This is a genomic window from Ralstonia sp. R-29 (assembly GCF_049913345.1).
In the GTDB taxonomy this organism is placed as follows: Bacteria; Pseudomonadota; Gammaproteobacteria; order Burkholderiales; family Burkholderiaceae; genus Ralstonia.
On the sequence record NZ_CP184377.1, the window covers coordinates 3,578,434 to 3,602,805 of the forward strand.

The 24,372-nt window shown below is 65.5% G+C and carries 26 protein-coding genes; 13 read left to right on the forward strand and 13 right to left on the reverse strand.

Annotated elements, in window-relative coordinates; translation table 11 throughout:
- Nucleotides 1-95: 95 nt before the first annotated feature.
- A complete protein-coding gene (locus ACN9M1_RS16845) occupies nucleotides 96-707 on the forward strand; it encodes a hypothetical protein (protein ID WP_426396178.1) in 612 nt (203 codons plus the stop codon).
- Between the two features lie 72 nt (nucleotides 708-779).
- The gene (locus ACN9M1_RS16850; RefSeq protein ID WP_426396179.1) at nucleotides 780-983 is read left to right on the forward strand and encodes a CsbD family protein; all 204 of its coding nucleotides are present in this window, start codon (nucleotides 780-782) and stop codon (nucleotides 981-983) included.
- Nucleotides 984-992: 9 nt separating this feature from the next.
- Here the strand turns inward: ACN9M1_RS16850 and ACN9M1_RS16855 are convergent, their stop codons facing one another.
- Together ACN9M1_RS16855 and ACN9M1_RS16860 are read right to left on the reverse strand one after the other, a co-directional pair.
- Nucleotides 993-1,571, reverse strand: coding sequence for a response regulator transcription factor (locus ACN9M1_RS16855; RefSeq protein WP_426396181.1), 579 nt, complete (start codon nucleotides 1,569-1,571; stop codon nucleotides 993-995).
- 44 nt (nucleotides 1,572-1,615) lie between these two features.
- Nucleotides 1,616-2,962 (reverse strand): ATP-binding protein, encoded by a 1,347-nt coding sequence (locus ACN9M1_RS16860; protein ID WP_426396183.1) that lies wholly within the window; start codon nucleotides 2,960-2,962, stop codon nucleotides 1,616-1,618.
- Nucleotides 2,963-3,115: 153 nt separating this feature from the next.
- Here ACN9M1_RS16860 and ACN9M1_RS16865 point away from each other — a divergent pair, with 153 nt between their 5' ends.
- Nucleotides 3,116-3,628 carry a copper chaperone PCu(A)C gene (locus ACN9M1_RS16865; RefSeq protein ID WP_426396185.1) on the forward strand — a complete coding sequence of 171 codons (513 nt, stop codon included), beginning with the start codon at nucleotides 3,116-3,118 and terminating at the stop codon, nucleotides 3,626-3,628.
- A 44-nt stretch (nucleotides 3,629-3,672) separates the two neighbouring features.
- Entirely contained in the window at nucleotides 3,673-3,897 is a 225-nt protein-coding gene (locus ACN9M1_RS16870; protein ID WP_426396187.1) for a hypothetical protein, read from the forward strand.
- Nucleotides 3,898-3,906: 9 nt separating this feature from the next.
- Here ACN9M1_RS16870 and ACN9M1_RS16875 read toward each other — a convergent pair whose 3' ends face one another.
- From ACN9M1_RS16875 to ACN9M1_RS16885, 3 genes are read right to left on the reverse strand one after another with little or no spacing between them, the layout of a single operon-like run.
- The gene (locus ACN9M1_RS16875) at nucleotides 3,907-4,119 is read right to left on the reverse strand and encodes a cysteine-rich CWC family protein (protein WP_426396189.1); all 213 of its coding nucleotides are present in this window, start codon (nucleotides 4,117-4,119) and stop codon (nucleotides 3,907-3,909) included.
- Nucleotides 4,116-4,328, reverse strand: a complete 213-nt coding sequence (locus ACN9M1_RS16880) for a zf-HC2 domain-containing protein (RefSeq protein WP_426396191.1) — start codon at nucleotides 4,326-4,328, stop codon at nucleotides 4,116-4,118. Before ACN9M1_RS16880 ends, ACN9M1_RS16875 begins: the two co-directional genes overlap by 4 nt.
- A 35-nt stretch (nucleotides 4,329-4,363) precedes the next feature.
- Nucleotides 4,364-4,957, reverse strand: a complete 594-nt coding sequence (locus ACN9M1_RS16885; RefSeq protein ID WP_426396193.1) for a sigma-70 family RNA polymerase sigma factor — start codon at nucleotides 4,955-4,957, stop codon at nucleotides 4,364-4,366.
- A 172-nt stretch (nucleotides 4,958-5,129) separates the two neighbouring features.
- On the opposite strand from ACN9M1_RS16885, the gene argB reads away from it, so the two are divergent.
- The 3 genes from argB to slmA are packed head-to-tail and all read left to right on the forward strand — an operon-like array spanning nucleotide 5,130 to nucleotide 7,639.
- Complete coding sequence (argB, locus tag ACN9M1_RS16890) at nucleotides 5,130-6,056, forward strand: acetylglutamate kinase (protein ID WP_426396195.1); 927 nt, start codon at nucleotides 5,130-5,132, stop codon at nucleotides 6,054-6,056.
- A complete protein-coding gene (locus tag ACN9M1_RS16895) occupies nucleotides 6,056-6,934 on the forward strand; it encodes a pyrimidine 5'-nucleotidase (RefSeq protein WP_426396197.1) in 879 nt (292 codons plus the stop codon). Before argB ends, ACN9M1_RS16895 begins: the two co-directional genes overlap by 1 nt.
- 45 nt (nucleotides 6,935-6,979) lie before the next feature.
- The gene (gene slmA, locus ACN9M1_RS16900; RefSeq protein ID WP_426396199.1) at nucleotides 6,980-7,639 is read left to right on the forward strand and encodes a nucleoid occlusion factor SlmA; all 660 of its coding nucleotides are present in this window, start codon (nucleotides 6,980-6,982) and stop codon (nucleotides 7,637-7,639) included.
- Nucleotides 7,640-7,687: 48 nt separating this feature from the next.
- Here slmA and ACN9M1_RS16905 read toward each other — a convergent pair whose 3' ends face one another.
- The 6 genes from ACN9M1_RS16905 to ACN9M1_RS16930 form a co-directional block, all read right to left on the reverse strand.
- Nucleotides 7,688-8,491 (reverse strand): N-acetylmuramoyl-L-alanine amidase family protein, encoded by an 804-nt coding sequence (locus tag ACN9M1_RS16905; protein ID WP_426396201.1) that lies wholly within the window; start codon nucleotides 8,489-8,491, stop codon nucleotides 7,688-7,690.
- On the reverse strand, nucleotides 8,488-9,108 hold the full coding sequence (locus tag ACN9M1_RS16910) for a metal-dependent hydrolase (RefSeq protein ID WP_426396203.1): 621 nt from the start codon (nucleotides 9,106-9,108) through the stop codon (nucleotides 8,488-8,490). Before ACN9M1_RS16910 ends, ACN9M1_RS16905 begins: the two co-directional genes overlap by 4 nt.
- A gap of 37 nt (nucleotides 9,109-9,145) precedes the next feature.
- Complete coding sequence (gene creD, locus ACN9M1_RS16915) at nucleotides 9,146-10,576, reverse strand: cell envelope integrity protein CreD (protein WP_426396205.1); 1,431 nt, start codon at nucleotides 10,574-10,576, stop codon at nucleotides 9,146-9,148.
- Nucleotides 10,577-10,700: 124 nt separating this feature from the next.
- The gene (gene creC, locus ACN9M1_RS16920; RefSeq protein ID WP_426396206.1) at nucleotides 10,701-12,158 is read right to left on the reverse strand and encodes a two-component system sensor histidine kinase CreC; all 1,458 of its coding nucleotides are present in this window, start codon (nucleotides 12,156-12,158) and stop codon (nucleotides 10,701-10,703) included.
- A gap of 10 nt (nucleotides 12,159-12,168) precedes the next feature.
- On the reverse strand, nucleotides 12,169-12,870 hold the full coding sequence (gene creB, locus ACN9M1_RS16925; RefSeq protein WP_426396207.1) for a two-component system response regulator CreB: 702 nt from the start codon (nucleotides 12,868-12,870) through the stop codon (nucleotides 12,169-12,171).
- A 36-nt stretch (nucleotides 12,871-12,906) separates the two neighbouring features.
- Nucleotides 12,907-14,448, reverse strand: a complete 1,542-nt coding sequence (locus ACN9M1_RS16930) for a PLP-dependent aminotransferase family protein (protein WP_426398889.1) — start codon at nucleotides 14,446-14,448, stop codon at nucleotides 12,907-12,909.
- A gap of 155 nt (nucleotides 14,449-14,603) precedes the next feature.
- Here ACN9M1_RS16930 and gabT point away from each other — a divergent pair, with 155 nt between their 5' ends.
- From gabT to ACN9M1_RS16960, 6 genes are all read left to right on the forward strand, one after another.
- The gene (gene gabT, locus ACN9M1_RS16935) at nucleotides 14,604-15,896 is read left to right on the forward strand and encodes a 4-aminobutyrate--2-oxoglutarate transaminase (protein ID WP_426396209.1); all 1,293 of its coding nucleotides are present in this window, start codon (nucleotides 14,604-14,606) and stop codon (nucleotides 15,894-15,896) included.
- 4 nt (nucleotides 15,897-15,900) lie between these two features.
- Nucleotides 15,901-17,394, forward strand: a complete 1,494-nt coding sequence (locus ACN9M1_RS16940; protein WP_426396211.1) for an NAD-dependent succinate-semialdehyde dehydrogenase — start codon at nucleotides 15,901-15,903, stop codon at nucleotides 17,392-17,394.
- A gap of 112 nt (nucleotides 17,395-17,506) precedes the next feature.
- A complete protein-coding gene (gene gabP, locus ACN9M1_RS16945; protein ID WP_426396213.1) occupies nucleotides 17,507-18,892 on the forward strand; it encodes a GABA permease in 1,386 nt (461 codons plus the stop codon).
- A 237-nt stretch (nucleotides 18,893-19,129) separates the two neighbouring features.
- Nucleotides 19,130-20,344: a homoserine O-succinyltransferase MetX gene (gene metX / locus ACN9M1_RS16950; RefSeq protein ID WP_426396215.1), complete on the forward strand. Its 1,215-nt coding sequence runs from the start codon at nucleotides 19,130-19,132 to the stop codon at nucleotides 20,342-20,344.
- Nucleotides 20,341-20,988: a methionine biosynthesis protein MetW gene (gene metW, locus ACN9M1_RS16955; protein WP_426396217.1), complete on the forward strand. Its 648-nt coding sequence runs from the start codon at nucleotides 20,341-20,343 to the stop codon at nucleotides 20,986-20,988. The genes metX and metW overlap by 4 nt, the downstream gene beginning before the upstream one ends.
- Before the next feature lie 136 nt (nucleotides 20,989-21,124).
- Complete coding sequence (locus ACN9M1_RS16960; protein ID WP_426398890.1) at nucleotides 21,125-21,838, forward strand: tetratricopeptide repeat protein; 714 nt, start codon at nucleotides 21,125-21,127, stop codon at nucleotides 21,836-21,838.
- Between the two features lie 82 nt (nucleotides 21,839-21,920).
- On the opposite strand, the gene ACN9M1_RS16965 is transcribed toward ACN9M1_RS16960, so the two are convergent.
- The gene (locus ACN9M1_RS16965) at nucleotides 21,921-22,115 is read right to left on the reverse strand and encodes a YbdD/YjiX family protein (protein ID WP_426396218.1); all 195 of its coding nucleotides are present in this window, start codon (nucleotides 22,113-22,115) and stop codon (nucleotides 21,921-21,923) included.
- 8 nt (nucleotides 22,116-22,123) lie between these two features.
- The gene (locus tag ACN9M1_RS16970) at nucleotides 22,124-24,178 is read right to left on the reverse strand and encodes a carbon starvation CstA family protein (protein ID WP_426396219.1); all 2,055 of its coding nucleotides are present in this window, start codon (nucleotides 24,176-24,178) and stop codon (nucleotides 22,124-22,126) included.
- Nucleotides 24,179-24,372 lie beyond the last annotated feature (194 nt).

Below are 24,372 nucleotides of genomic sequence, written 5' to 3' on the forward strand. Positions count from 1 at the left end.
GGTCCGTTATCTGCTGAAGATCGTGGTGCCGCAAGAGAATGCGCGCCGTGCACCCCGCGTGCGCGACTCCAACACCACGACAAGGAGAAACGCGAATGAAACCGATCCAACGCCTGGCCCTGTGTTGCGTACTCGCCTGCGCCCCGTTGGGGCTGGCGCACGCTCAGCTCACACCTGCGCCCACGGGTGCTTCCACTTCCGCACCGAACGATGCCAAGCGCGCCGCCTATGACAACGCCGTGAAGCAGGCCGATTCCGACTACAAGGTCGCAAAAGACAAATGCGACGCCATGAAGGGCAACGACCGCGACGTCTGCCGCGCGCAGGCCAAGGGCGATTACAACGTCGCCAAGGCCAATGCCAAGGCCGAACGTGATGGCACCGAGGCTGCCCGGGACAAGGCCGCCAAGGAAAAGGCCGAAGCTGACTACGACGTCGCCAAGACCAAGTGCGATGCGCTCAAAGGCAACGACAAAGACACCTGTGTGAAGGACGCCAAGGCCGCCTACACGCGTGCCAAGGGCGGTGAAGAGGTGAGCCATGCCAAGGCCACCGGCAACGCCAAGGACGTGAGCGAAGCGCGCCGTGATGCCGTCAAGGACACCAACGACGCCAACTACAAGGCCGCCAAGGAGCGCTGCGACGCCATGTCGGGCGATGCCAAGACGAAGTGCCAGAACGACGTGGCCGCCAAGTACAAGAAGTAACCCGCACGGAAATTTCCACACGGGCGGCCCGCGGGTCGCCCCACTTTTGTCTCAACCGATACGGAGGATGCGATGAACTGGGACCAGATCGAAGGCAAATGGGATCAGGCCAAGGGCAAGGTCAAGGAGCAGTGGGGCAAGCTCACCGACGATGATCTGACCGTGATCCGCGGCAAGCGCGACCAGCTCGCCGGGAAGATCCAGGAGCGCTACGGCTACACCAAGGAGCGCGCCGAAGACGAACTCAAGGCCTGGGAGCGCGATACGCGCTGGTAAGGCTAAGGATCATTTCGCCACCGGCCGCTTGCCCAGCTTGCGCTGTAGCGTGCGGCGGTGCATGTTCAGCGCGCGTGCTGTGGCAGAGATGTTGCCGCCATGCTCGGCTAGCACGCGCTGAATGTGTTCCCACTCCAACCTCGCGACCGACAGCGGCGCGGGGTTTTCCATCGTTTGTTCCGCGACCGCTTCCGACACACCCACCTGCAGCGCCAGCAGGATCGAATCCACATTGGCCGGCTTGGCCAGATACTCATCCGCGCCCAGCTTGACCGCCTGCACGGCAGTCGCGATGCTCGCGTAGCCCGTCAGGATCAGCATGCGCGCGTCGGGCAGCGCCTGGCGGAGCGGGGCGATCCAGTGCAGGCCGGAGTCCGTGCCGCCATGGGGCATCAGGCCCTTGTCGCTGGTGGCGAGATGCAGGTCGACCGTGACGTAGGCAAAGCGGGTCTGGCGCGCGAGTGCCAGCGCTTCGCCACCGGTATGCGCGATCTGCGGGGCGAAGCCGCGACGTGTGAGCGCGCGTGCCAGCGTCTGCGCAAACACATCGTCGTCGTCGAGGATCAGGAAGGGGGCGGGTTGTTGCATGGTGTTCTCTCCGAGCCGCGGGGTGACATGACCCACGCGGTCGCTTATGTGAAAAGGGTGGGGGCGCCGATGATGGGCGGCGCCGCATGTTCTTTGGGACCGCCAAGCGGCAGCCGGAGTTCGGCAATGGCGCCCTGTGGCGGGTTCGGGCGCAGCACCACGGTGCCGCCCAGGCGGCGCGCCGTGGTGGCGGCAAGGTACACGCCGATGCCGTGACCACCATGCCGGCTGGGCACGGGCGTGCGGCCCAGCGACGCGCGCAAGTCCTCCGGCAACCCAAGGCCTGTGTCGACCACGGACAGCACGATCTGCGGGGGCGTATCGCGCAAAACGTCCTGCGTCGCGTCGATCTTGGCGCTCAGCAGCAGCGGCACCAGATCGCGCCCCGCGTGTTGCTGGCTGCGGGCGGCGTTATCCAGCAGGATGGTCAGGATCTGGCCGACGTTCACGGCGTCCAATTCCACGGCCTGCGCGGCCGGTGACATCTCGGTGTGCAGGCGGATGTCCGGATGGCGCAATTGCCAGGTCTGCGTGAACTCGGGCAACCATTGGCCCAGCGGCTCGGATGCGCCGTCATTGGGCTTGCGCTGCAGGCGGGCGAGTGCGGCGCGGCACAGTTCCAGTTGCTGCTCGATGGCGCGCAAATCGTCGCGGTACGGTGCCAGCGGGGACGACGGTTGCCGTGCATCGTGCTGCAGCTCGCCGGTAATGACGGCCACCGTCGACAACGGCGTGCCCATCTCGTGCGCCACGCTGGCGCCTTGCGACATCAGCGCCTCAATGCGCTGGTCGCGCAGCAGGCGTTCACGCGCTTCGGTCAGTTGGGCATCGCGCTCGCGCAGCGCCGCCGACAAGCGTGCGGTAAAGCCGGCGATCATCGCACTGCTGGCCACAAAGTCGATCCACATCCCGGCCAAGTGATAGGGCACCGCATCCGCCTGGTTCAGCAATTTCAGCGGGATGTAGTTGCCGAGCATCATGCTGTAGGCGGCTAGCGCATACAGCGTCAGGCCAATCACGTGCACGATCGGCAGCATGGCCGCGGCAATCGCCAGGGCGGGCAGGTAGAACGAGACGAACGGGTTGGTCGCGCCGCCCGTGAAATACAGCAGGGCGGACAGCGCGCTCAAGTCCACCAGCAGTTGGATGGTGATCTCGATATGGCGCACCGGCCGTTGGCTGCGCATGCGCAGGCCGGTGGCCACGTTGAACAGGGCGTGCATGCCCATCACGCTCAGCAGCGGCACCACGGGCAATTGCACGCCAAACACCATCGGCGCCAGCAACATCAGCACGAGTTGCGTAGCCAGCAGGCTCCATCGCAGCCAGAACAGGCGGCGTAGACTGGATGCGTCCAGCAACGGAGCGGCAAGAGACAGGGTGGAAAGCATGGCGGACAAGTGTAAACGTGCGCACCGCGTGGTTCTGGCCGGCACGATGCGTCAATCAGCCGCACAATTGTGCACCCAACGACCCTTCAAAAGCCCCCTGTGCTTTAATGCGCAGCACGTTTGTCCCCGATAGTCCTCGATAGGAGCCCTCTCATGACGCAGTCCCGATCGATCCGTACTTCTGTCCGTCTGGCGTTGCTGGGTGCTGGCCTGCTCGCCAGCGCCGCCGCGTTTGCGCAGGTGACGGTGCAAGACGTGTGGGTGCGCGGTACGGTGCCGGGCCAGACGTCCAGTGGCGCGTTCATGACCCTGCAGGCCGCCGACGGTGCCAAGGTGGTGGGCGTGTCGACGCCGGTGGCCGGTACGGCCGAGATCCACGAGATGAAGATGGAAGGCAACGTGATGCGCATGCGCGCCGTCCAGTCGCTCGACCTGCCCAAGGGGCAGACCGTGCAACTGAAGCCGGGCGGCTATCACGTGATGCTGATGGACCTGAAGCAACCGCTGGCCAAAGACACCACCGTGCCGCTCACGCTCAAGGTGGAACTCGCCGACAAGCGCGTCGTCGAGCAGAAGGTGGACGCCAAGGTGCGCGACCTGACCGCCGGCAACATGCCCGCCATGAAGCACGATCATGACCAAAGCGGCGGCGAACACAAACATTGATGGCTGCGGCGGGTGTTGCTGCGAGCCACGTAAGGAACGATTCCATGGCTAACAAAACGCTCGGCACCCGCCAGAAACTCACCTTCCGCATTGAGCCTTCAACGAAGGCTCGAACGGGAACAAGCAGCGCGCGCCCGCGCAATTTCCTCGTGCCGCTGGCCCGGGGCCGTAAGGCCGGTGCCCACACTGAGGGCGGTCATGTTGAACGCCAGCGCGGGCGGGCCGATGTCCGTCGCGCACTGCGTACGCTGGGCGAAGACAAAGACTAGTTAGGCTAGTCAGTCAGATTCGGCGTCGCGTGTCTGCGCAATTACCTCGCGCAGGCAACGCGGGCAGAGGCAACCCTGTCCCGGGCGCAGCGCGCCGGCGGGTAGCTGCGGTTCTTCCATGCACCAGCACGTCGCGTCCGGCTGCTTGCCATCGCCGATGGCGCCACAGTGCAACTTGGCGCCGCAAACCGCACAGACCGTATTCGGCGCTGACCCGCTCACGGGTGGCCGCCTCCGTCATCGTCTTGGCCGAGCTTGTGCATGGCTTGGCGCAACACGCCCATCTGATGAGAGAACCGGGTGCACGCATCGCACGCAAACAGGTGCAGACGCAGGCGCAGGCGTTCTCCCGCCGGCAGTTCGCGGTCCATCTTGGCCACCAGCATGCGGTGGGCTTCTCGGCAGGTGGGCAATCCCCAGCGGTTCGGCATCTTGGTCTCGGTAATGCGACTGTGGCGTCTGCGGTTCAGGCGCTGGCCGGCTGATTGCCGAACCAGTGCAGATCGAGGCACTCGCGCAGGCGCATGCGGGCGCGATAAAGCAGTGCCCAGGCATTGGTCGCGGTGATCTCCAATTCCTTACAGATTTCGTCGGTCTCCAGCTCCAGCCACTCGCGCATCATGAACACGCGGCCCACGCGCGGCGGCAGACGGTCGACGCACATCTGCAGTACGTCAAAGAACTCGCGCCGCGACAGCGCAGCATCGGGGTTGCCCCAGTCGGAAGGCGGGCTGGCGTAATGGCCATCGGCGGCGAACAGACTGTCGAAGACCGCTTCGTCCGAGCGTTGATCGGCGTCATCGGATTCACCACCGGCGAGTAGCGAGACACGCACTTCGCGGCGCCCGGAGCGGATCGCATCGATGATCTTGTGCTTGAGAATGCCGATCACGTAGGTCTTGAGCGACGCGTTGCCGGCAAAGCGCTCGGGGTGTTCCAGCACCGCCAGGATCGTGTCGGCGACGGTGTCTTCGGCCAGCGCGGTGTCGCGCAATTGCAATTGCGCAAAGCGCAGCAGATGCGGACGCAGGGCGTCGAGTTGCTCGGGTGCAATGGCCATGTTTCCCCAGGGTGTTCTTCGCTTGCAACGGTTTGCCGGGCACGCAAGCTGCGGCCAGGACCGGGCGGGCTTTTCTTGTAAAATCGCGCCTGCCGAAAATGGGCTGCTTCGTTTTTGTGTTGCAGGCGACATTCGGCGTTCCATCATACCTGCCCAACCGGATGTCACCGTCATGACCGCTTCTGCTGCCCCCGACCCTGCTGGCCTCGCCCCCGACCTCGCGCATATCGCCCCGGAGCTGAAGGCTGAAATTCTCGCGCAGGCTCTGCCCTACATTCGCAAGTTCCACGGCAAGACCATCGTCGTCAAATACGGCGGCAACGCCATGACGGAAGAGAAGCTCAAGCATGGGTTCGCGCGTGACGTGATCCTGCTCAAGCTGGTCGGCATGAACCCGGTGGTGGTGCACGGCGGCGGTCCGCAGATCGACGAAGCCCTGAAGAAGGTCGGCAAGCAAGGCACCTTCATCCAGGGCATGCGCGTGACGGATGAAGAGACCATGGAAGTGGTCGAGTGGGTGCTCGGCGGCGAAGTCCAGCAGGACATCGTCATGCTGATCAACCAGTACGGCGGCCAGGCAGTCGGCCTGACCGGCAAGGACGGCGGCCTGATCCGCGCCAAGAAGCTGAAGATGCCGGACCGCGAAAAACCGGGCGAATTCATCGACATCGGCTTCGTGGGCGACATTGAGACGATCAACCCGGCCGTGGTCAAGGCGCTGCAGGATGACGCGTTCATTCCGGTCATCTCGCCCATTGGCTTCTCTGACGAAGGCCAGGCCTACAACATCAACGCCGACGTCGTGGCCGGCAAGATGGCCGAGATTCTGAAGGCCGAGAAGCTGGTCATGATGACCAACATCCCGGGCGTGATGGATAAGCAGGGCAACCTGCTGACCGACCTGTCGGCGCGCGAGATCGACGAGCTGTTTGCCGACGGCACGATCTCGGGCGGCATGCTGCCGAAGATTTCGTCCGCGCTGGATGCGGCCAAGAGCGGCGTGAACTCGGTGCACATCGTCGATGGCCGCATCGAGCACTCGCTGCTGCTGGAAATCCTGACCGAACAGGCGTTCGGCACGATGATCCGGTCGCACTGATGCGACATACCCGAGCGGCCCGGGTGCGCCATGCTGCGCGCACTTGGCCGCGCGAGGTGCCGGCGGGCGAATCGTCTGATGCGCCCGCCCGGCAGCCGGTCTGGCTGTTCGACCTCGACAACACCCTCCACCACGCCTCGCACGCGATCTTTCCGCAGATCAATCGGCTGATGACGGCCTACATGGCGCGCGTGCTTGGCACCGATGAAGCCACGGCCAGTCAGGTCCGCGTGGACTATTGGCGCCGCTATGGCGCCACCCTGCTCGGCCTGGTGCGCCACCATGGCGTGGACCCGGCGGACTTCCTTGCCCACGCACATACCTTTGACGATCTGCGGGCCATGGTGCGTGCCGAACGCGGCCTCGCCCAACTGCTGCGTGCCCTGCCGGGGCGCAAGATCCTGCTGACCAACGCGCCCGTCGCCTATGCGCGTGAAGTGTTGCGGCTGATCGGCCTGAAACGCGCGTTTATGCGCGAAATTGCCGTCGAGCACATGTGGGTGCACCGGCGCCTGCGCCCCAAGCCCGATCCGCTGATGCTGCGCCGGCTGCTGGCACGTGAGCGCATTGCGCCTTCGCGCGCGATCCTCGTTGAAGACACGCTTTCTCACCTCAAACGCTATCGGCGGCTGGGGATCCGCACCGTCTGGGTGACGGGGTACCTGCGGAAGGTCGCAACGACAGCCGCGCCCGGCGCGCAGCCGACGTCTGCGGCCGATGCCCTGCACCCCATGCAAGCGACCGCAATGGGCGCGCGTGCAAATTCACCACATCGGCCGGCCGCTACACCGATTTTGTTCGCCAACCGGCCCGGCTATGTGAGCGTGAAAGTAAAATCGGTGCTTCAACTAAAACGAAGGCTTGTTCGACGCGGCTAGGCAAGAATCACTCCGCGTTTGCAACGGGAGAGGGGCCAGGAAGTCATGAGCAACGCGCAAACCGGGTTTTCCACGGCTGAACTGGCCACGGAAGCCGTCATGGAAGCACCGCCACCCGTCCGCAAGCGCCCGCGCCCGGGCGAGCGCCGCGTGCAGATTCTGCAAACGCTGGCGGGCATGCTGGAACATCCGCGTGCCGAAAAGATCACCACAGCAGGACTTGCTGCTAGGCTGGATGTATCGGAGGCGGCGCTCTACCGGCATTTCGCCAGCAAGGCACAGATGTACGAAGGGCTGATCGAGTTCATCGAGCAGACCGTCTTCGGCCTCATCAATCAGATCACCCTGCGCGAAGAACACGGCCTGCGCCAGGCGCACGCCATCGCGCACATGCTGCTGTCGTTCGCCGACAAGAACCCCGGCATGACGCGCGTGCTGGTGGGCGACGCGCTCGTCGGCGAAGACGAGCGCCTGCCCGAGCGCATGGCGCAGTGCCTGGACCGCATCGAGGCGTCGTTCAAACAGAGCTTGCGCGTGGCCGTCACGCAGGGCGCGTGGCCGGCGGATGCAGACATTGCTTCGCGCGCCAACCTGATCGTGTGCGCGGTGCTGGGGCGCTGGCATCGGTATGCCAAGAGCGGCTTCCGCAAGTCGCCGATGGAGGGTGTGGAGGCGCAGTTGCGGGTGTTGCTCGCCGCAATGTGAGGTCATCCAGCCGGGGTGAGCGCTGAACCCCGGGCTGGATCGTCAGCGTCATTTCTTTGCGATGCCGTCTGCGGCATAGGCCCGCACCGCCTTGACGATGGCTTCCACCATGCGCTGCTGGTGACCTTCGTCGCTGACATAGGCTTCATCGCCGGCATCGACGATCACCCCCACCTCTAGCAGGACTGCTGGCATCTCTGTTTTTCGCAGCACCACCAAGTCATCAAAGCGGTAGATGCCGCGTTGGCGGTCGAGCCATTCCCGGTTCTCACCCGGGATCGGCTCAGCGTGATGCTGCGCCGGGGCTCGGCCAAGCGGGTGCAGGGCATCGCCCAGGCGTTCCGCGAAGGCGTAGCTGCGCGAGAACTGGGCATTGCGCCTGGAAACGAACAGCGAGTAGCCGGCGATGGGTTGCCGCGTGCGATAGGCCTCCAGCGCGCCGGCCTGGATTTTCTCCAGATACTGCGGCTGCGCCGAATCGTGGTGGATGGCAAGAAACAGATCGGCGTGCCAGGCGTTGGCCCGCGCCGCGCGCGCATCCAGGGTCATCTCCTGATCGGGCGCGCGCGTCAGCAGCGTTGGGTAGCCGGCGGCCTCCAACGCCGCGCAAAGTCTGGCGGCAAACGCATCGTTGTAGCGCACCTCGCGCAACCCGCGAATACCGAGGGCGCCACCCTGTGCGGGCGTGTGGCCCGGATCGACGGCGATGCGCAACGGCACTGCCGCGCTGGCCTCACCCGCATATGCGGTCGGCAGCCAGGGCAACGCCATCGTGAGCAATAGGCCGCCGAGCTTGGTCAGGTGGCGTAGCGCGCCGCGTCGGCCGTGCACAGCAGAAAGGAAGGATTTCATGGGGATCGGCGACGTTGAACAGAATGAAATGGTCGCGTGAATCTAGCATCGGGTTGCCGGTTGGAGGATGACTTTGATGCAATCCGGCTGTTTGATGGCGTGCGCACGGCATCGACCCAACGGCGTATCAACATGCCGCCCGCAGCCATTGACGCGAGCGGTAAGCCGATCCACTGACATTCCAACCAGAACCGCGTTGTACCGAATAGGCCCGCGTGCGTCAGCGGCAGTGGCCGCCATGGCAGCGTTATCCGATGTTCCGACAACGGCCAGACCAGCGCCGTGCCGATACCATGATCGGTCAACAGATCCAGCAGCGGGTGCGACACGGTACTGGCTGCCACGAACAGGAACGCGATGCCAGCGCGCCAGCCGCAGCGGCGGGCGGCAAGCGCCGCCAGCACGCCGAGCCCAAGCGCGAATCCGATCGAGTGGGTCAGCCCACGGTGGCCCAGCAAGGCGCCGTAGCGTGCGCCGCCGTACCAGACGTTGAGCATGTCCACATCGGGCAGCACGCTGGCGACCACGCCGGTCAACAGCAGGCTCGCCGGCACCCGGCGGTGGCCCAGCGTGACAGCCAGCGCCAGCGGTGGTGCGCAATGGAGGTAAGTGGGCATGATGCGGCTCTCTCGTTTTGTCGATGTCGATGCGGCGTTAGGCTTGCGGTGTTGGCGCCGCCGGTTCTGCTGAGGCTGCGGTTTTGGCTCTGGGCAGCAAGTCGGCGCTCGCCGCATACCAATCGATACGGCGTGTCAGCACCATGATGGCGGCCAGGATCACGAACAGCAGGGCTGAGCCCAGCATCAACGCGTTGTCTTCCGAGAGCAGCAGGCCATAGAGGGCACCGTACAGCGCAGAGAGCAGCGCTGCGAACGTGAGCCCGCGTCGCCAGCTATGCAGCACGGCAGACAGATAAAAGCCCTGCAACCCAATGCACGCGACGCTGGCACCCAGGTACGCCTGCCAGAACGCGATGCGCTCGGACAAACTCAACAGCAACAGGAAGAACAGCGCCAGCGCCAGGCCGACCAGCAGGTACTGGATCGGATGGATGCGCAACTGCTTGATCAGTTCGAACACAAAGAAACCAGCAAAGGTCAGCAGCACGAACAGCAGGCCGTACTTCACCGCGCGATCGGTCTGCAGGTAGACGTTGACCGGATCGATCAGCTTGACGGAAACCGTGTCCATCACGCCGGTGTCCATCGGTGCACTGCCGGCCAGTTGGGACGGGGCCTTTGTGTTGAAGGCCGTGACCTTCCAGTTGGCGCGAAAGCCACTGGCCTCCACGGTACGGGTGTGCGGCAGGAAGCTGCCGTCGAAGCTCGGGTGCGGCCATGGCGAGTGGATCGAAATATCGTTTTCATCGCCGATGGGTGCGAAGGCGAGCGACTGCGCACCCAGCAGCGGCAGCGTGAGCGAGAAAGGCACGGTGCGCTCATCGGCGGGCGACAGGTCGATTGCGGCGTGCAACCCCTGGGGCAGCCTGTCCAGCTGCGAACCCTGTTCTAGCGCGAGCCGCTTGCCATCGAGATCCAGCACCGGAGGCGTGAGGATCCCGCGTGTATCGGCAATGCCCAGCACAACGTAGGGTTTGCCGATCTCGAAGCGCACGTGGCCTGCGGATTTCGTCAGGCCGTTGGGCGAGGGCAACGTGATGGTGCCCGTCCAGTGGCTCTGCATTTCGTAGACGAGCGTCTTGTGAATGCCGCGATAGCGCTCGCTGGGCGTGACCTCGGCGTTGACGTGCAGCGTTTGCGGAAAGATCAGCAGCTTGTTGTCGGTGGTGGTCCACTGGGTGGTGCTGCGTGCCGAACCACCGGCCCCCGCGCTCTTGGCGCTGGCTTCCGCCGCTGTGTCGGCTCCCTCAGAGACCTTCTGCGTGGTGACCTCTTTGTACGGCAGCACGATCACCGGCCCCGTGAGGGTTTGCGGGCCGGCATAGCTCCTCCAGATGCTCTGCTCGGCTTCATCGCGGTAGTTGGCGCGTTCATGCACCAGCCCGCTGACCATCTGCAGCGGGATCAGGATCAGCAGGATCAGGAATCCGGTGATCAGGGACTTGTACAGCAAGGCTCGGTTCATAGCGGCGGGCACGAGAGTGTCGATGCCGCCAGCGTAGGTGCCCGATGTGTGTGGACGACGAAGCGACCGTGTGCCGAATGTGTGCCGGCATCGCGCCTGTGTGAAGCCGGTGTGAAGTGGGGCGTCAGCCGGTGGTCGGCAGCGTCAGCGTGGCGAGCGTGCCGCCGTCGCTGCGGTTGGCGAGCACGATGGCGCCGTGGTGCAGCATCGCCACTTCGCGCACGAAGCACAGGCCGAGCCCCGTGCTCTTGTCGCGGCCCTCGGGGCGCGGTAGCGAGTAGAAGCGCTCGAACAGGCGCGGCATCGCGTAGTCGGGAATGCCCGGGCCGCGATCGGCGACTTCCACGACGAGCGCCCGCGTTTCTGCGTCACCGGCTTGCGTCACCGTCACATCGATCGTGCTGCCCGCCGGGGCGAAGTCGAGCGCGTTCTCGATCAGGTTGGCACAGGCCTGTCGCAGCAGGAACGGATCGCCTTGCACAGACGAGGCATCATCCTCAGGGCGAAGCGAGAACGTCAGCTCGCGTTGCCGCGCGCGCGGTTCCAGCTCGCGCAGCAACTGGCTCAGCAGCGGAACCAGCGCAACAGGCTCGCGTGTTTCGAGGCGCTGGCGTTGCTCCACGCTGGCCAGCGCGAGCAGCTTGCCGATCATCTGTTCGAGCCGCTGCGTCTGGCGTTGAATGTTGGTGACGAAGCGATCGCGGTCGGCGGCTGGCATGTCTTCCTGCAGCAGCTCGGCAGCGCCACCGATGGCGGCCAGCGGGCTCTTCATCTCGTGCGTGAGCGTGTGGATGTAGTGCTCGACATACTGCTTGTCTTCCAGCCGCAGCCGCATGGTTTCCACGGCGCGGCCCAGTTCGGCGAGTTCGCTCCCGCCTTGCAGCGGCATTTCGGCACGCTCGCCGGTCGCGACCGCGCGCGCGTAGCGCTGCAGCTTGCGCAGACCATGCACCAGCCACAGCGTGCAGCCGATGCCGATGGCAAACGCCACGCCCATCAGCAGCAAGCCATGCAGCAGAATCTTGCGCTGGCTGCGCTCGATGAAAGGCGCCATCGCCAGGTTGGGCTTGGCGACGGTCAGGGCGCCGATAATGCGGTCGCCATCGCGGATGGGCGCCGCCACGTGCATGACGGTGCTGCTGTCATCGCCCTCGATAGCCCGTGTGCTGCGGGCGCCGTACTTGCCTTGCAGCGTCAGGTACACATCGTTCCACTTCGAGTAGTCGCTGCCCACCGCGGTGCCGGCCGTGTCGAAACGCACGATCCCTTTGGCGTCGGTGATGTAGACGCGGTAGCCGAGGTCGCGCTTGGTGAGGCCCCAGATGTTGGCCTCGGTGGGGGCCTGGGTGGACGCATCACGCAGCTTGGCGAGCCGGCGCGCGAATGCACCATTGGCGATATGGCCTTGCTTCATGTCCTCGGTGGCGAGCACGGCCAGCACGTTGGCGGTATCGACCAGCGTGTCTTCCATGGCTTGCCGCACGCCGGGTTTGACCTCCTGCACGAACACGCGCAGCGTCAGGAAGGCGGCCAGGCCGACGATCAAAAAGAAGCCGAAGAAGATGCGCAGACCGATGTGCATGGCGCGGGGCTCAGGTCTCGAGCGAGTAGCCCATGCCGCGATGCGTGCGGATGGGGTCGGCTTGCGCATCGATGGCGCGCAGCTTGGCGCGCACGGTCTTGATGTGCGTGTCGACGGTGCGGTCGATGGTGTCGGCCGCGTCGTGCCAGACCAGCTCCATCAGCTGCGCGCGCGAGTAGATGCGCCCCGGATGCCGCAGCAGCAGCGCGAGCAACTGGTATTCGTAGCGCGTGAGATCGAGCCACTGGCCGAGGTACGCGAGGCGAGCGCCTTCCGCATCGTGCGTGAAGGTGGCCGGGGTGACCGAGGTGGGCGACGGCGCTGCTGCGGGTGCCGAGCTACGCGCGCCGGCGCGGCGCAGGATCACCCGCACGCGGGCGGCCAACTCGCGCGGCGAGAACGGCTTGATGACGTAGTCGTCCGCACCGATCTCCAGGCCGACGATGCGATCGATTTCTTCGTGCCGCGCGGTGAGGAAGATGACCGGCACATCGCTGAACGTGCGCAGGTTTCGGCAGACTTCGAAGCCGTTGATGTCGGGCAGCCCCACATCGAGGATCACCAGATCGAACGCCGCCGCGCGCAGGCGGGCGAGGCCGTCTCCGCCGAGGGCGCAATGCTCGGCCGTCATGCCGTCGGTCGACAGCGCGTAGAGCAGGGTGTCTGCGATGGCGGATTCGTCTTCAATGACGAGGATGCGCGGTGTGGTCATGCGGGGGCTTGCGGGTGCTGTCTCAGCGGTTGCACATCATAAAGGTGCCGCGCCGGTGTCGGGGCGGCACTGCGTGCGGATGGCTTCCGCCAGCGTATGAAAGCGCGCGGCAATGGTGTCGGTTTCCACATGGCCATAGCCGAGCAAGAGGCCGGGCTGGCGGCGCGCATCGTCCTGGTAATAGCGCGAGAGCGGGCGCGTGACGACGTCGTTGGCCAGCGCCTGCTCCACCACTGCCACATCGTTGGTGCCGGCCGGCAGACCCAGCACGAGATGCAGGCCCGATGCGCCGTCATGCACGGGCAGCGCATCGCCGAACTCCTTGGCGATGGAGGCGAGCAGCGTTTCGCGCCGCTCCGCATACACGCCGCGCATGCGCCGGATGTGCGAGACGAAATGGCCCTCGGCAATGAAATCCGCCAGCACTGCCTGCGTGAGGATCTGCCCGCCGCGGAACATCTCTGACAGCCCGGTCGCAAACGCATCGGCCAGCGCGGGTGGCACCACCAGGTAGCCGATCCGCAGGCTCGGGAACAGCACCTTGGAGAACGTGCCCATGTAGAGCACGCGGCCGCCTTCGTCCAGGCCTTGCAGCGAAGGCAACGGGCGGCTGCCGTAGCGGAACTCGCTGTCGTAGTCGTCTTCGACGATCCAGGCGTCGGTGGCGTGTGCGGTGGCCAGGAGCGCCCGGCGCCGTGCGAGGCTCATCACCGAACCCAGTGGGTATTGGTGCGACGGCGAGACCACCATCAGCTTCGGTGGTTTGCTGCGCTGGCGGCCGCGTGTGGTGGGCACGTCGAAGCGCATGCCTTCGTCGTCCACTGGTAGCGGTACGGTGCGTACGCCCGCAGCGGTGAGCACGCTGCGCACGCCCCAATAGCCGGGGTCTTCGATCCACGCGCTGTCGCCCGCGTCGCACAGGAGTTGCGCGATGAGCTGGAGCGACGGGTGAATGCCCGCCGTGATGATGATCTGCTCCGGCTCGCAGCGCACGCCGCGCGCGGTGCGCAGGTAGTCGGCCAGCGCGGTGCGCAGCGGCAGGTAACCCGCGCCCACGGGATATGTCAGCAGTGCGGGCGAGGGCTTACGCAGCAGCCGGTTGTGCAGCCGTGACCAGATCCGCGCGGGAAACATCCGCACCTCGGGCACGCCCGGCATGAAGGCGCCCCACTGGCGTGAACTCGCCCCGGCATCACGCACCAGCGCACGGCCGCGCGTGGAGAGCATCGGCGCGGAGGGCACGGCGGCTTCGGTGATCGGCGCAGCAACGGGTGCGCTTGGCGGTGGCGCTGTGTCGAGCCGGTCCGGTGCGGTATCGGCGACGAAGGTGCCGCTGCCCACGCCTGCGGAGACGTAGCCCTCCACGCCCAACTGTTCGTACACGTGGATGACCGTGTTGCGGGCGATGCCCAGTTCACTTGCCAGTTGCCGGGAAGACGGCAGGCGCGTGCCGGGCTGCAGTTCATCGCGCAGGATGCCCTCTTGCAGCACGCGGTACAGGCGGCGGTGGTCGGGCTCGTTGCCTGGGCCGGAACCGTCAAAGCGGTCAAACCGGCGCTGCAGGTAGTCCACCAGCATGCTGGCGCGGTGGGCGGGGGAATGGTCGGCCATGGCAGGTAATGGAGTCAAAGTGGCTCCATTAGAAAAACACGATTGGGTCTCATTGTACGGGGCCAATGACTGCCACACTGCCTCGCATCGCACATTTCTTTGACCCAGCACACCCCACCGCCATGAACGCCCGAGATCCGCAGCAAGCGCAGCAACAGAATGCCCAATGGAACGCCCGCCGCCTGGCCGCGATGCCGCGCGGCGTTGGTGTGATGACCGACCGCTACGCCGAGCGTGCCGAGAACGCCTTGTTCTGGGACGTGGAGGGCCGTCGCTACATCGACTTCGCGGCCGGTATTGCCGTGGTCAATACGGGGCACCGTCATCCGCGTCTGGTGCAGGCTGTGCGCGAGCAGCTCGACCACTTCACGCACACCGCCTTCCAGATCGTGCCGTACGGTTCAGCGGTGGACTTGGCCGAGCGCCTGAACGCGATCACACCGGGTGCGCATGCCAAGAAGACCGCGTTCTTCACCACCGGCGCCGAGGCGGTCGAGAACGCCATCAAGATCGCGCGGGCGCACACGGGCCGCCCGGGCGTGATTGCGCTGACGGGCGCGTTCCACGGCCGCACGTTCATGGGCATGTCGCTCACGGGCAAGGTGGTGCCGTACAAGACGGGCTTCGGGCCGTTCCCGGGCAGCATCTATCACGTGCCGGCGCCGGTGGCGCTGCATGGTGTGAGCACGCAGGATTCGCTGGATGCCATCCAACGCCTGTTCAAGGCTGACATCGACCCGCGCCAAGTCGCAGCCATCATCTTCGAACCGGTGCAGGGCGAAGGCGGCTTCTACCAGATGCCCGCTGATTTCGTGCGCGCCGTGCGTGCGCTGTGCGATGAGCACGGCATCGTCATGATCGCCGACGAAGTGCAGACCGGCTTCGCCCGCACCGGCAAGCTGTTCGCCATGGAGCACACCGGCGTGCTGCCTGATCTGATGACGATGGCCAAGGGCCTGGCCGGCGGCTTGCCGCTGTCCGCCGTCACCGGCCGCGCGGAAATCATGGATGCACCGGCGCCGGGCGGCCTGGGCGGCACCTACGCCGGCAACCCGCTGGCCGTGGCGTCGGCGCATGCGGTGCTCGACATCATTGCCGACGAGAAGCTGTGTGAGCGTTCCGCTGCGCTGGGCGCACGCCTCGTCGATGCATTGAATGCGGCCAAGGCCAAGCAGCCGCGCATCGCCGAAGTGCGCGGCGTGGGCGCGATGGTTGCTGTGGAGTTCAATACGCCGGACGGCAAGCCCGACGCCGACTTCACCAAGCTCGTGCAGCAGCGCGCGCTCGAAGCCGGCCTGCTCCTGCTGTCGTGCGGCGTGTACGGCAACGTGATCCGCTTCCTGTTCCCGCTCACGATTGAAGACGCGATCTTCGAAGAGGGCCTTGCCATCCTGCAACGCGCACTGGAGGGCTGACACCATGACCCGCACCGATTTGCCGAGCGCACCGATTGCATTGAAAGACCCCGGCTTGTGGCGCACGCAGGCCTTCCTCGCTGGCACATGGGCCGATGCCGATGACGGCGCCACACGCGATGTCACTGACCCCGCCACGGGCCGCAAGATCGGCACCGTGCCCGGCATGGGCGCCGCTGAAACGCGCCGCGCCATTGACGCCGCACAGGTTGCACAGCGTGCGTGGCGTAAGGTGCCGGCACGTGATCGCGCCAAGATCCTGCGCAAGCTGGCCGATCTGATGATGGATCACCAGCAAGACCTTGCCGCCATCCTCACGGCCGAACAAGGCAAGCCGCTGCCCGAAGCGGCGGGCGAAATCGCCTACGCTGCGTCGTTCATCGAATGGTTTGCCGAAGAGGCACGCCGCATCTACGGCGACACGATCCCGTCGCCGCAGGGCGATCGCCGCATCGTCGTGCAGAAGGAGCCGATTGGGGTGACCGCCGCCATCACGCCGTGGAATTTCCCGATCGCGATGATGACGCGCAAGGTTGGCCCGGCGCTGGCTGCCGGCTGCTCGATGGTCGTCAAGCCGGCGCTTGAGACGCCCTATTCCGCGCTGGCGTTCGCCGAACTGGCCGCGCGCGCTGGCGTGCCGGCGGGGCTGCTCTCCGTCATCACCGGAGATTCGCAACCCATTGGCGGCGAGCTGACCTCCAACCCGATCGTGCGCAAGCTCAGCTTCACGGGGTCGACCGCTGTTGGCCGTCTGCTGATGCGCCAGTGCGCTGACGACATCAAGAAGCTTTCGCTCGAACTCGGCGGCAACGCGCCCTTCATCGTGTTCGACGATGCGGATGTCGATGCCGCCGTGGAAGGCGCGATGATCGCCAAGTACCGCAATGCCGGCCAGACCTGTGTCTGCGCCAACCGCTTCTACGTACAGCGCGGCATCTACGATGCGTTTGCCGGCAAGCTGGCCGATGCGGTGCGCGCGCTGCGCGTGGGCAACGGTACCGAGCCCGGCGTACAGCAGGGCCCGCTGATTCACCTGCGTGCGATGGAAAAAGTGCAGCAGCACCTGGACGATGCTGTCTCCCAGGGCGCGCGCGTGCTGGTGGGCGGCAAGCCGCACGCGCTATCTGCGCAAGGGGGCGCCTTCTTCGAGCCGACGGTCGTGGTCGATGCCAAGCCGGGCATGCTGCTCACGCACGAAGAAACCTTCGGCCCGCTGGCGGCACTCATCCCGTTCGATACGGAAGACGAAGCCGTCGCCGCCGCCAACGATACCGAGTTCGGCCTGGCCGCGTACTTCTACACCCGTGACCTGGGCCGCGCGTGGCGCGTGTCGGAGGCGCTGGAGTCCGGCATGGTCGGCGTCAACACGGGGCTGATCTCGACGGCGGAAGCGCCATTTGGTGGCGTCAAGCAATCGGGCCTGGGCCGCGAAGGTTCCAAGTACGGCATCGACGAATACCTGGAGATCAAGTACATCAACATGGCCGGACTCGGCTAAAGCCTTGTAGGCTGTACCCCCTCACGACAGGCCGGACGCGAGAATCCGGCCGTCGTTTTTTCCAGCACCCGACGGGGGGCGGGAAACACCAAGACAGGAACAAGGAAGAGACATGACAGGATCAAAGACAGGCCTGAGTTCGGGCCTGAAGCCGCGCCACGTGACTATGTTGTCGATCGCGGGCGTGATCGGCGCGGGGTTGTTTGTGGGCTCCGGCCATGCCATTGCCAAGGCCGGGCCGGCCGCGCTCATCGCCTACGGCATCGCCGGTTTGCTGGTGGTGCTGGTGATGCGCATGCTGGGCGAGATGGCCGTGGCGCATCCGGACACCGGTTCATTTTCCACCTACGCGGACCGCGCCATCGGGCACTGGGCAGGCTTCACCATCGGCTGGCTGTACTGGTGGTTCTGGGTGCTGGTGATTCCCATCGAGGCGACCGCCGCGGCGTTGATCCTGAACACGTGGTTTCCGGGTGTCGCCACGTGGGTGTTTGCGTTGGGCGTGACGTTTGTGCTCACGCTCACCAACCTGTTCTCCGTCAAGAACTACGGTGAGTTCGAATTCTGGTTTGCGCTCATCAAGGTGGTGGCCATCGTCATCTTTCTGGGCGTGGCCGGTGCGGCTGTGCTGGGCCTGCTGCCGGGCTCCGGCGTGTCGGGCGCCGCACGCTTGATGGATACGGGCGGCTTCATGCCCAATGGCTTTGGCGCCGTGCTGGCTGCGCTGCTGACGACCATGTTCACCTTCCTTGGCACCGAGATCGTCACCATCGCGGCGGCGGAGTCGGCGGACCCGGCCAAGCAGATCGTGCGTGCCACCAACTCCGTCATCTGGCGCATCTGCCTGTTCTACCTGGGTTCGATCTTCGTGGTGACGGCGCTGGTGCCGTGGAACGATCCGCTGCTGGCCGCGCACGGCTCGTACCAGCGCACGCTGGAACTGATTGGCGTGCCGCATGCCAAGGCCATCGTCGATGTGATCGTGCTGGTGTCGGTGGCGAGTTGCCTGAACTCGGCGCTGTACACGGCGTCGCGCATGCTGTTCTCGCTGTCGGTGCGCGGCGATGCGCCGGCCGCCCTGCGCCGCACCGATGCCAGCGGCACGCCGCGCGCGGCCGTGCTGGCGTCCACCGCGTTCGGCTTTGTGACCGTCATCGCCAACTACGTGATGCCCGAGCAGGTGTTTGCGTTCCTGCTGGCCACCTCGGGCGCGATTGCGCTGCTGGTCTACCTGGTGATCGCGATTTCGCAGCTGCGCATGCGCGCCACGCTGGGCGCGTCGCGTACCGACCTGCCGTTGCGCATGTGGCTGTTTCCGTGGCTGACCTGGGCCGTCATCCTGTTTATCTGCGGCGTGCTGACGGCCATGCTGATGCTGCCGGGCCACCGATCAGAAGTGGGTGCCACGGCGTTGCTGGCGCTGCTGATCGTGTTGGCGGCATGGCTGAACCGGCGGGCGCGGATGGCTATGCCCCAGCCTGCCGGGGCCCGCGCCTAGGCTGGCATCACAGTGGCCGCCGTCTGATCTATAATCCCCAATCTCTGGCGCGCCGATTTGACGACTGGCTTGCGGGCGCGCGGGAGTCCTTGCTACACGAATGCGGCGCCGGGCTCTCATTACAAATGCGGCTAAAGAGGTTCGGTCAGAACGGTGGGCATCCGCCCGACGTGCGCCACAAGAGAACCCGATTGGTTGCGTGAACAGCGTTGCCGGTCGGGTTTTTTCTTTGGCGCCATGACAGACATTCAGGCGGCCCCCGCAGTTGCTGCGGCCACGGTCAGTACCGATATCCAGCCTCCTCCTCAGGCACAGAAAGACAAGCCAGCCAACACCCTCGGCCTGGTCGTGCCAGAGCGCATGCACTTTGCCGAACCGCTGCAATTGCGCAACGGCTCACAAATCAGCGGCTACGACCTGATGGTCGAGACCTACGGCACGCTCAATGCCGATCGCTCCAACGCTGTGCTGATCTGCCACGCGCTCAACGCCTCGCACCACGTGGCCGGGGTGCATGCCGAGGGTGAAGTTGGCTGGTGGGACAACATGGTCGGCCCGGGCAAGCCGGTGGATACCAACCGCTTCTTCGTCATCGGGGTGAACAATCTCGGCTCGTGCTTCGGCTCGACCGGCCCGATGAGCCCGCACCCGGAGACGGGCGCCCCGTACGGCGCGCGCTTCCCCGTGGTGACGGTGGAGGATTGGGTGAACGCCCAGGCGCGCGTGGCCGATCGCTTCGGCATCCAGCAATTCGCAGCGGTGATGGGCGGCAGCCTCGGCGGCATGCAGGCGCTGGCCTGGAGCTTGATGTATCCCGATCGCTTGCGGCACTGCGTGGTGGTGGCGTCCACGCCCAAGCTGTCCGCGCAGAACATCGCGTTCAACGAAGTGGCGCGCAGCGCGATCCTGTCTGACCCCGACTTCCACGGCGGCGATTACTACGCGCACAACGTCAAGCCCAAGCGCGGCCTGCGCGTGGCGCGCATGATCGGCCACATCACGTATCTGTCGGACGAGGACATGGCCGAGAAATTCGGCCGTGAGCTGAAGGCGGAAGACATCCGCTTCTCGTTCGACGTCGAGTTTCAGGTGGAAAGCTACCTGCGCTACCAGGGCGACAAGTTTGCGGAGTACTTCGACGCGAACACCTATCTGCTCATCACGCGTGCGCTCGATTACTTCGACCCGGCGCTGGCTTACGGTGGCGACCTCACCAAGGCGGTTGCACACACCAAGGCCAACTACCTTGTCGTCAGCTTCATGACCGACTGGCGCTTCGCCCCGGCACGCAGCCGCGAGCTGGTCAAGGCGCTGCTCGACAACAAGCGGCCCGTCACCTACGGCGAGATCGACGCGCCGCACGGCCACGACGCCTTCCTGCTGGAAGACCCGCGCTACCACGCGCTGGTACGAGCCTATTACGAACGCATCGCCCAGGAGATCGGCGTATGACCACGCAAACGCTGAACGCCATCGCCGCCCCCGCCGCCGCATCGGCGGTGCCCAACATTCTGGCGGACCGAGCGGACTTCCGCGCCATCGCCCGCTGGATCGAACCGCGCTCCACGGTGCTCGACCTCGGCTGCGGCGACGGCAGCCTGCTGCGCGTGCTGCAGGATGAACTCGACGTGCTGGCCTATGGCATCGAGATCGACGATGCGGGTGTGCTCGCTTCCGCGCAAAAGGGCGTGCACGTTATCCAGCAGAACATGGAAGGCGGCCTGGCGCTGTTCGAAGATAAGAGCTTCGATACCGTCATCCTCTCGCAGACCTTGCAGACCATCCACAACACCGCGCAAGTGCTGCGCGAGATGCTGCGCGTGGGCCGCGAGTGCATCGTGTCGTTCCCGAACTTTGGTTATTGGCCGCACCGGTTGTCGATCTTCCGCGGGCGCATGCCGGTGTCCAAATCGCTGCCGTACGAGTGGTACAACACGCCCAACGTGCGCGTGCTCACCATCCGCGACTTTGAAGCGCTGGCGCCCAAGGTGGGGCTGGTGATTCTGGATCGCGTGGTGCTGCACGATGGCGATGTGGTGCGCTGGGGTGCCAATTGGCGCGGCAGTGTGGCGGTGTATCGGGTGCGCGCGGGCTGATTGCCTCGGCATCCATGCGCGGCTAAGGTGTGGCGGTTTGAGCGCACCCACGCGCAGCAGGTGGGCGCGCTACACTGGACCATCTTCCGATGAGGAGCGCGCGATGAGCAGAGTGACCAAGCGCAGGGTTCCGCGCATGCTGCGGGCAATGTTGGCGGTTGCGATGAGCGCGGCTACCGCGTTAGCGCTCGCCGCACCGTCGCCAAAGGATGCGCAGGGCGATGCCGCCGCTCTCACCCAGATCGCCATCGCGCACTACGAGCACAACGACTTCGGCCACGCCCTCGACGAATTTGCCGAAGCTGCGCAGCGTGGCAACCGCCTCGCGCAATTCAACTACGCGATGATGCTGATGCGCGGCGAAGGCACCGTCGCCCGGCCTGAAGAGGCCGTCAAATGGCTGCGCCGCGCCGCCGACAATCAGATGACCCACGCGCAGTTTGCCTACGGCGAATTGTTCGAACGCGGCGAGCTGGTGCCGCGCTCCTTGGAAGACGCCAACAAGTGGTACGAGCGCGCCGCCGCTGGCGGGCACGTCGAGGCGCAGCGCGCGCTGGCTACCAACTACTTCACCGGTCGTGGCGTGCCGCGCGATTACAAGCGCGCCTTCGCTTGGTACAAGAAAGCAGCTGAGGGCGGCGATGGGCCGTCGCAGTACATCGTGGGCAGCTACTACGAGCGTGGCGAGTCCGGCGTGGTGCCGCAGGATATCGAGCAGGCCAAGACCTGGTACGGCAAGGCGGCAGCGCAGGGCGATGCGGGGGCGCTGGCCAAGCTGCGCGAGCTGGTGGAGAAAACGTACCGCGCCAAGCATGGCGACCCGCCCTCGACGGCACGGCAGTCCATGTAGCGCTCCACATGCACATAAACAAAAACCGCCGGGCATGGCGCATGCACCGGCGGTTTTGTTTTGTAGCGCGCTCAGCCGTGCATCAACAGCAGCGGCCGACGCGTCCGGCGTAGCGCGCGTCCTGGCGTTCGCGGAAGAAGTCTTCGTACGTCATGACGGGCCGGTCCGGGTGCGTCTCCTGCATGTGGCGCACGTAGGTGTCGTAGTCCGGCACGCCGACCATCAGGCGCAGGGTCTGGCCCAGGTAGCGGCCGAAGGTTTCGAGTTCTTCGCGCATGGTGGTGCTCAGGCGCCCAGCGCTTCGTACGGTGTTTCATTGGCGGTCGGGCGGCTCGCGGCGCGCGCCTTGAGCACTGTACGCACGCCGTACCAGGCGATGCTGACCACGACGAGGATGAACAGGCCGCACAGGAAGGCGTCGATACGGTCGTTCAGCACCACCTGCTGCATCTGCGCCATCGACTTGGCTGGGGCCAGCAGTTTGCCGTCAGCGATTGCCCCGGCGTACTTGTTGGCGTGCGCCAGGAAGCCGATCTTCGGGTCCGGATCGAACAGCTTCTGCCAGCCGGCGGTGAGCGTGCAGATCAGCAGCCATGCGGTCGGCAGCAGCGTCACCCACACGTAGCGGTCGCGCTTCATCTTGACCAGCACGCAGGTGCCGAGCGTCAGCGCGATCGCGGCCAGCATCTGGTTGGAGATGCCGAACAGCGGCCACAGCGTGTTGATGCCGCCCAGAGGATCGACCACGCCCTGATACAGGAAGTAGCCCCACAGGGCGACCGTCGCGGCCGTGGCGATCAGGTTGGCCGCCAGCGAATCCGTGCGCTTGAGTGCCGGCACAAACGTGCCCAGCAGATCCTGCAGCATGAAGCGGCCGGCACGCGTGCCCGCGTCCACGGCGGTGAGGATGAACAGCGCCTCGAACAGAATCGCGAAGTGGTACCAGAAGGCCATCATGGCCTGGCCACCCACCACCTGGTGCAGGATGTGCGCCATGCCCACGGCCAGCGTCGGGGCGCCGCCTGCGCGGGCCAGGATGGTGTTCTCGCCGACGTCCTTGGCGGTCTGGATCAGCACGTCCGGCGTGATGACGAAGCCCCAGGTGGACAGCGTCTGCGCCACCGCATCCGGCGTGGCGCCGACAAGTGCCGCCGGGCTGTTCATCGCAAAGTACACGCCCGGGTTGATGACCGACGCAGCCACCAGCGCCATGATGGCGACGAACGATTCCATCAGCATCGCGCCGTAGCCGATAAAGCGCGCCTGCGTTTCGTTTTCCAGCAGCTTGGGCGTGGTGCCCGACGAGATGAGCGAGTGGAAGCCCGACACCGCGCCGCACGCAATCGTGATGAACAGGAACGGGAACAGGTTGCCCGACCACACCGGGCCACCGCCCGCAGCAAACTGCGTGAGCTGCGGCATCTGCATCTGCGGCGCGACGATCAGGATGCCGATGGCCAGCGCGAGAATGGTGCCGATCTTCAGGAACGTCGACAGGTAATCGCGCGGGGCCAGCAGCAGCCACACCGGCAGTACAGAGGCAACGAAGCCGTAACCGATCAGCATCCACGTGAGCGCCTTGCCGTCGAACGTGAACAGCGGCGCCAGGGCAGCGTTCTCGTGCACGGCCTGGCCACCGATGATGGCGAGCATCAGCAGGACGAAGCCGATGATGGAGATCTCACCGATACGGCCCGGGCGGATGTAGCGCACGTAGATGCCCATGAACAGCGCGATGGGAATCGTCGCGGCCACCGTGAACGTGCCCCACGGTGAGCCCACCAGCGCCTTCACCACGATCAGCGCCAGCACGGCCAGGATGATGATCATGATGAGGAAGGCGCCAAACAGCGCGATCACGCCGGGCACCGTGCCCATCTCGCTCTTCACCAGGTCGCCCAGCGAGCGGCCGTCGCGGCGGGTGGAGATGAACAGCACGACGAAGTCCTGCACCGCGCCGGCAAACACCACGCCGGCCAGGATCCACAGCATGCCGGGCAGATAGCCCATCTGCGCGGCCAGCACGGGGCCCACCAGCGGGCCGGCACCGGCAATGGCCGCGAAGTGGTGGCCGAACAGCACGTTCTTGTTGGTCGGGACGTAGTCGAGCCCGTCGTTGTGCACCCAGGCGGGTGTCTTGCGGGTGCCGTCCAAGCCGAGCACCTTGTCGGCAATGAAGCGGCTGTAGTAGCGGTATGCGATCAGATAGATGCACACGGCGGCCACCACCACCCACAGCGCGCTGACTGCCTCGCCGCGCGCAAGCGCAACGGTGGCAAAGGCAGACGCGCCAAGAATGGCGACGACCAGCCAGATCAGGTGTTGCCTGACGAAGCTCATGTCGGTCTCCTCGAACCTTGGTCGAAGTTATGTGCTGAATGCGGGATGTGGATTCATCCCTGTTGTAAGAGCCGCTAACCAAACCGCCCTGGCGTCGTTGCGCCGACTTGCCGTACCACTTGTACTGTCTGCGTCGGCACGCCTAGCCAGGACAGTTTGGTTAGCGGCTCTACGTCCTGCCCCGTGACAGGGGC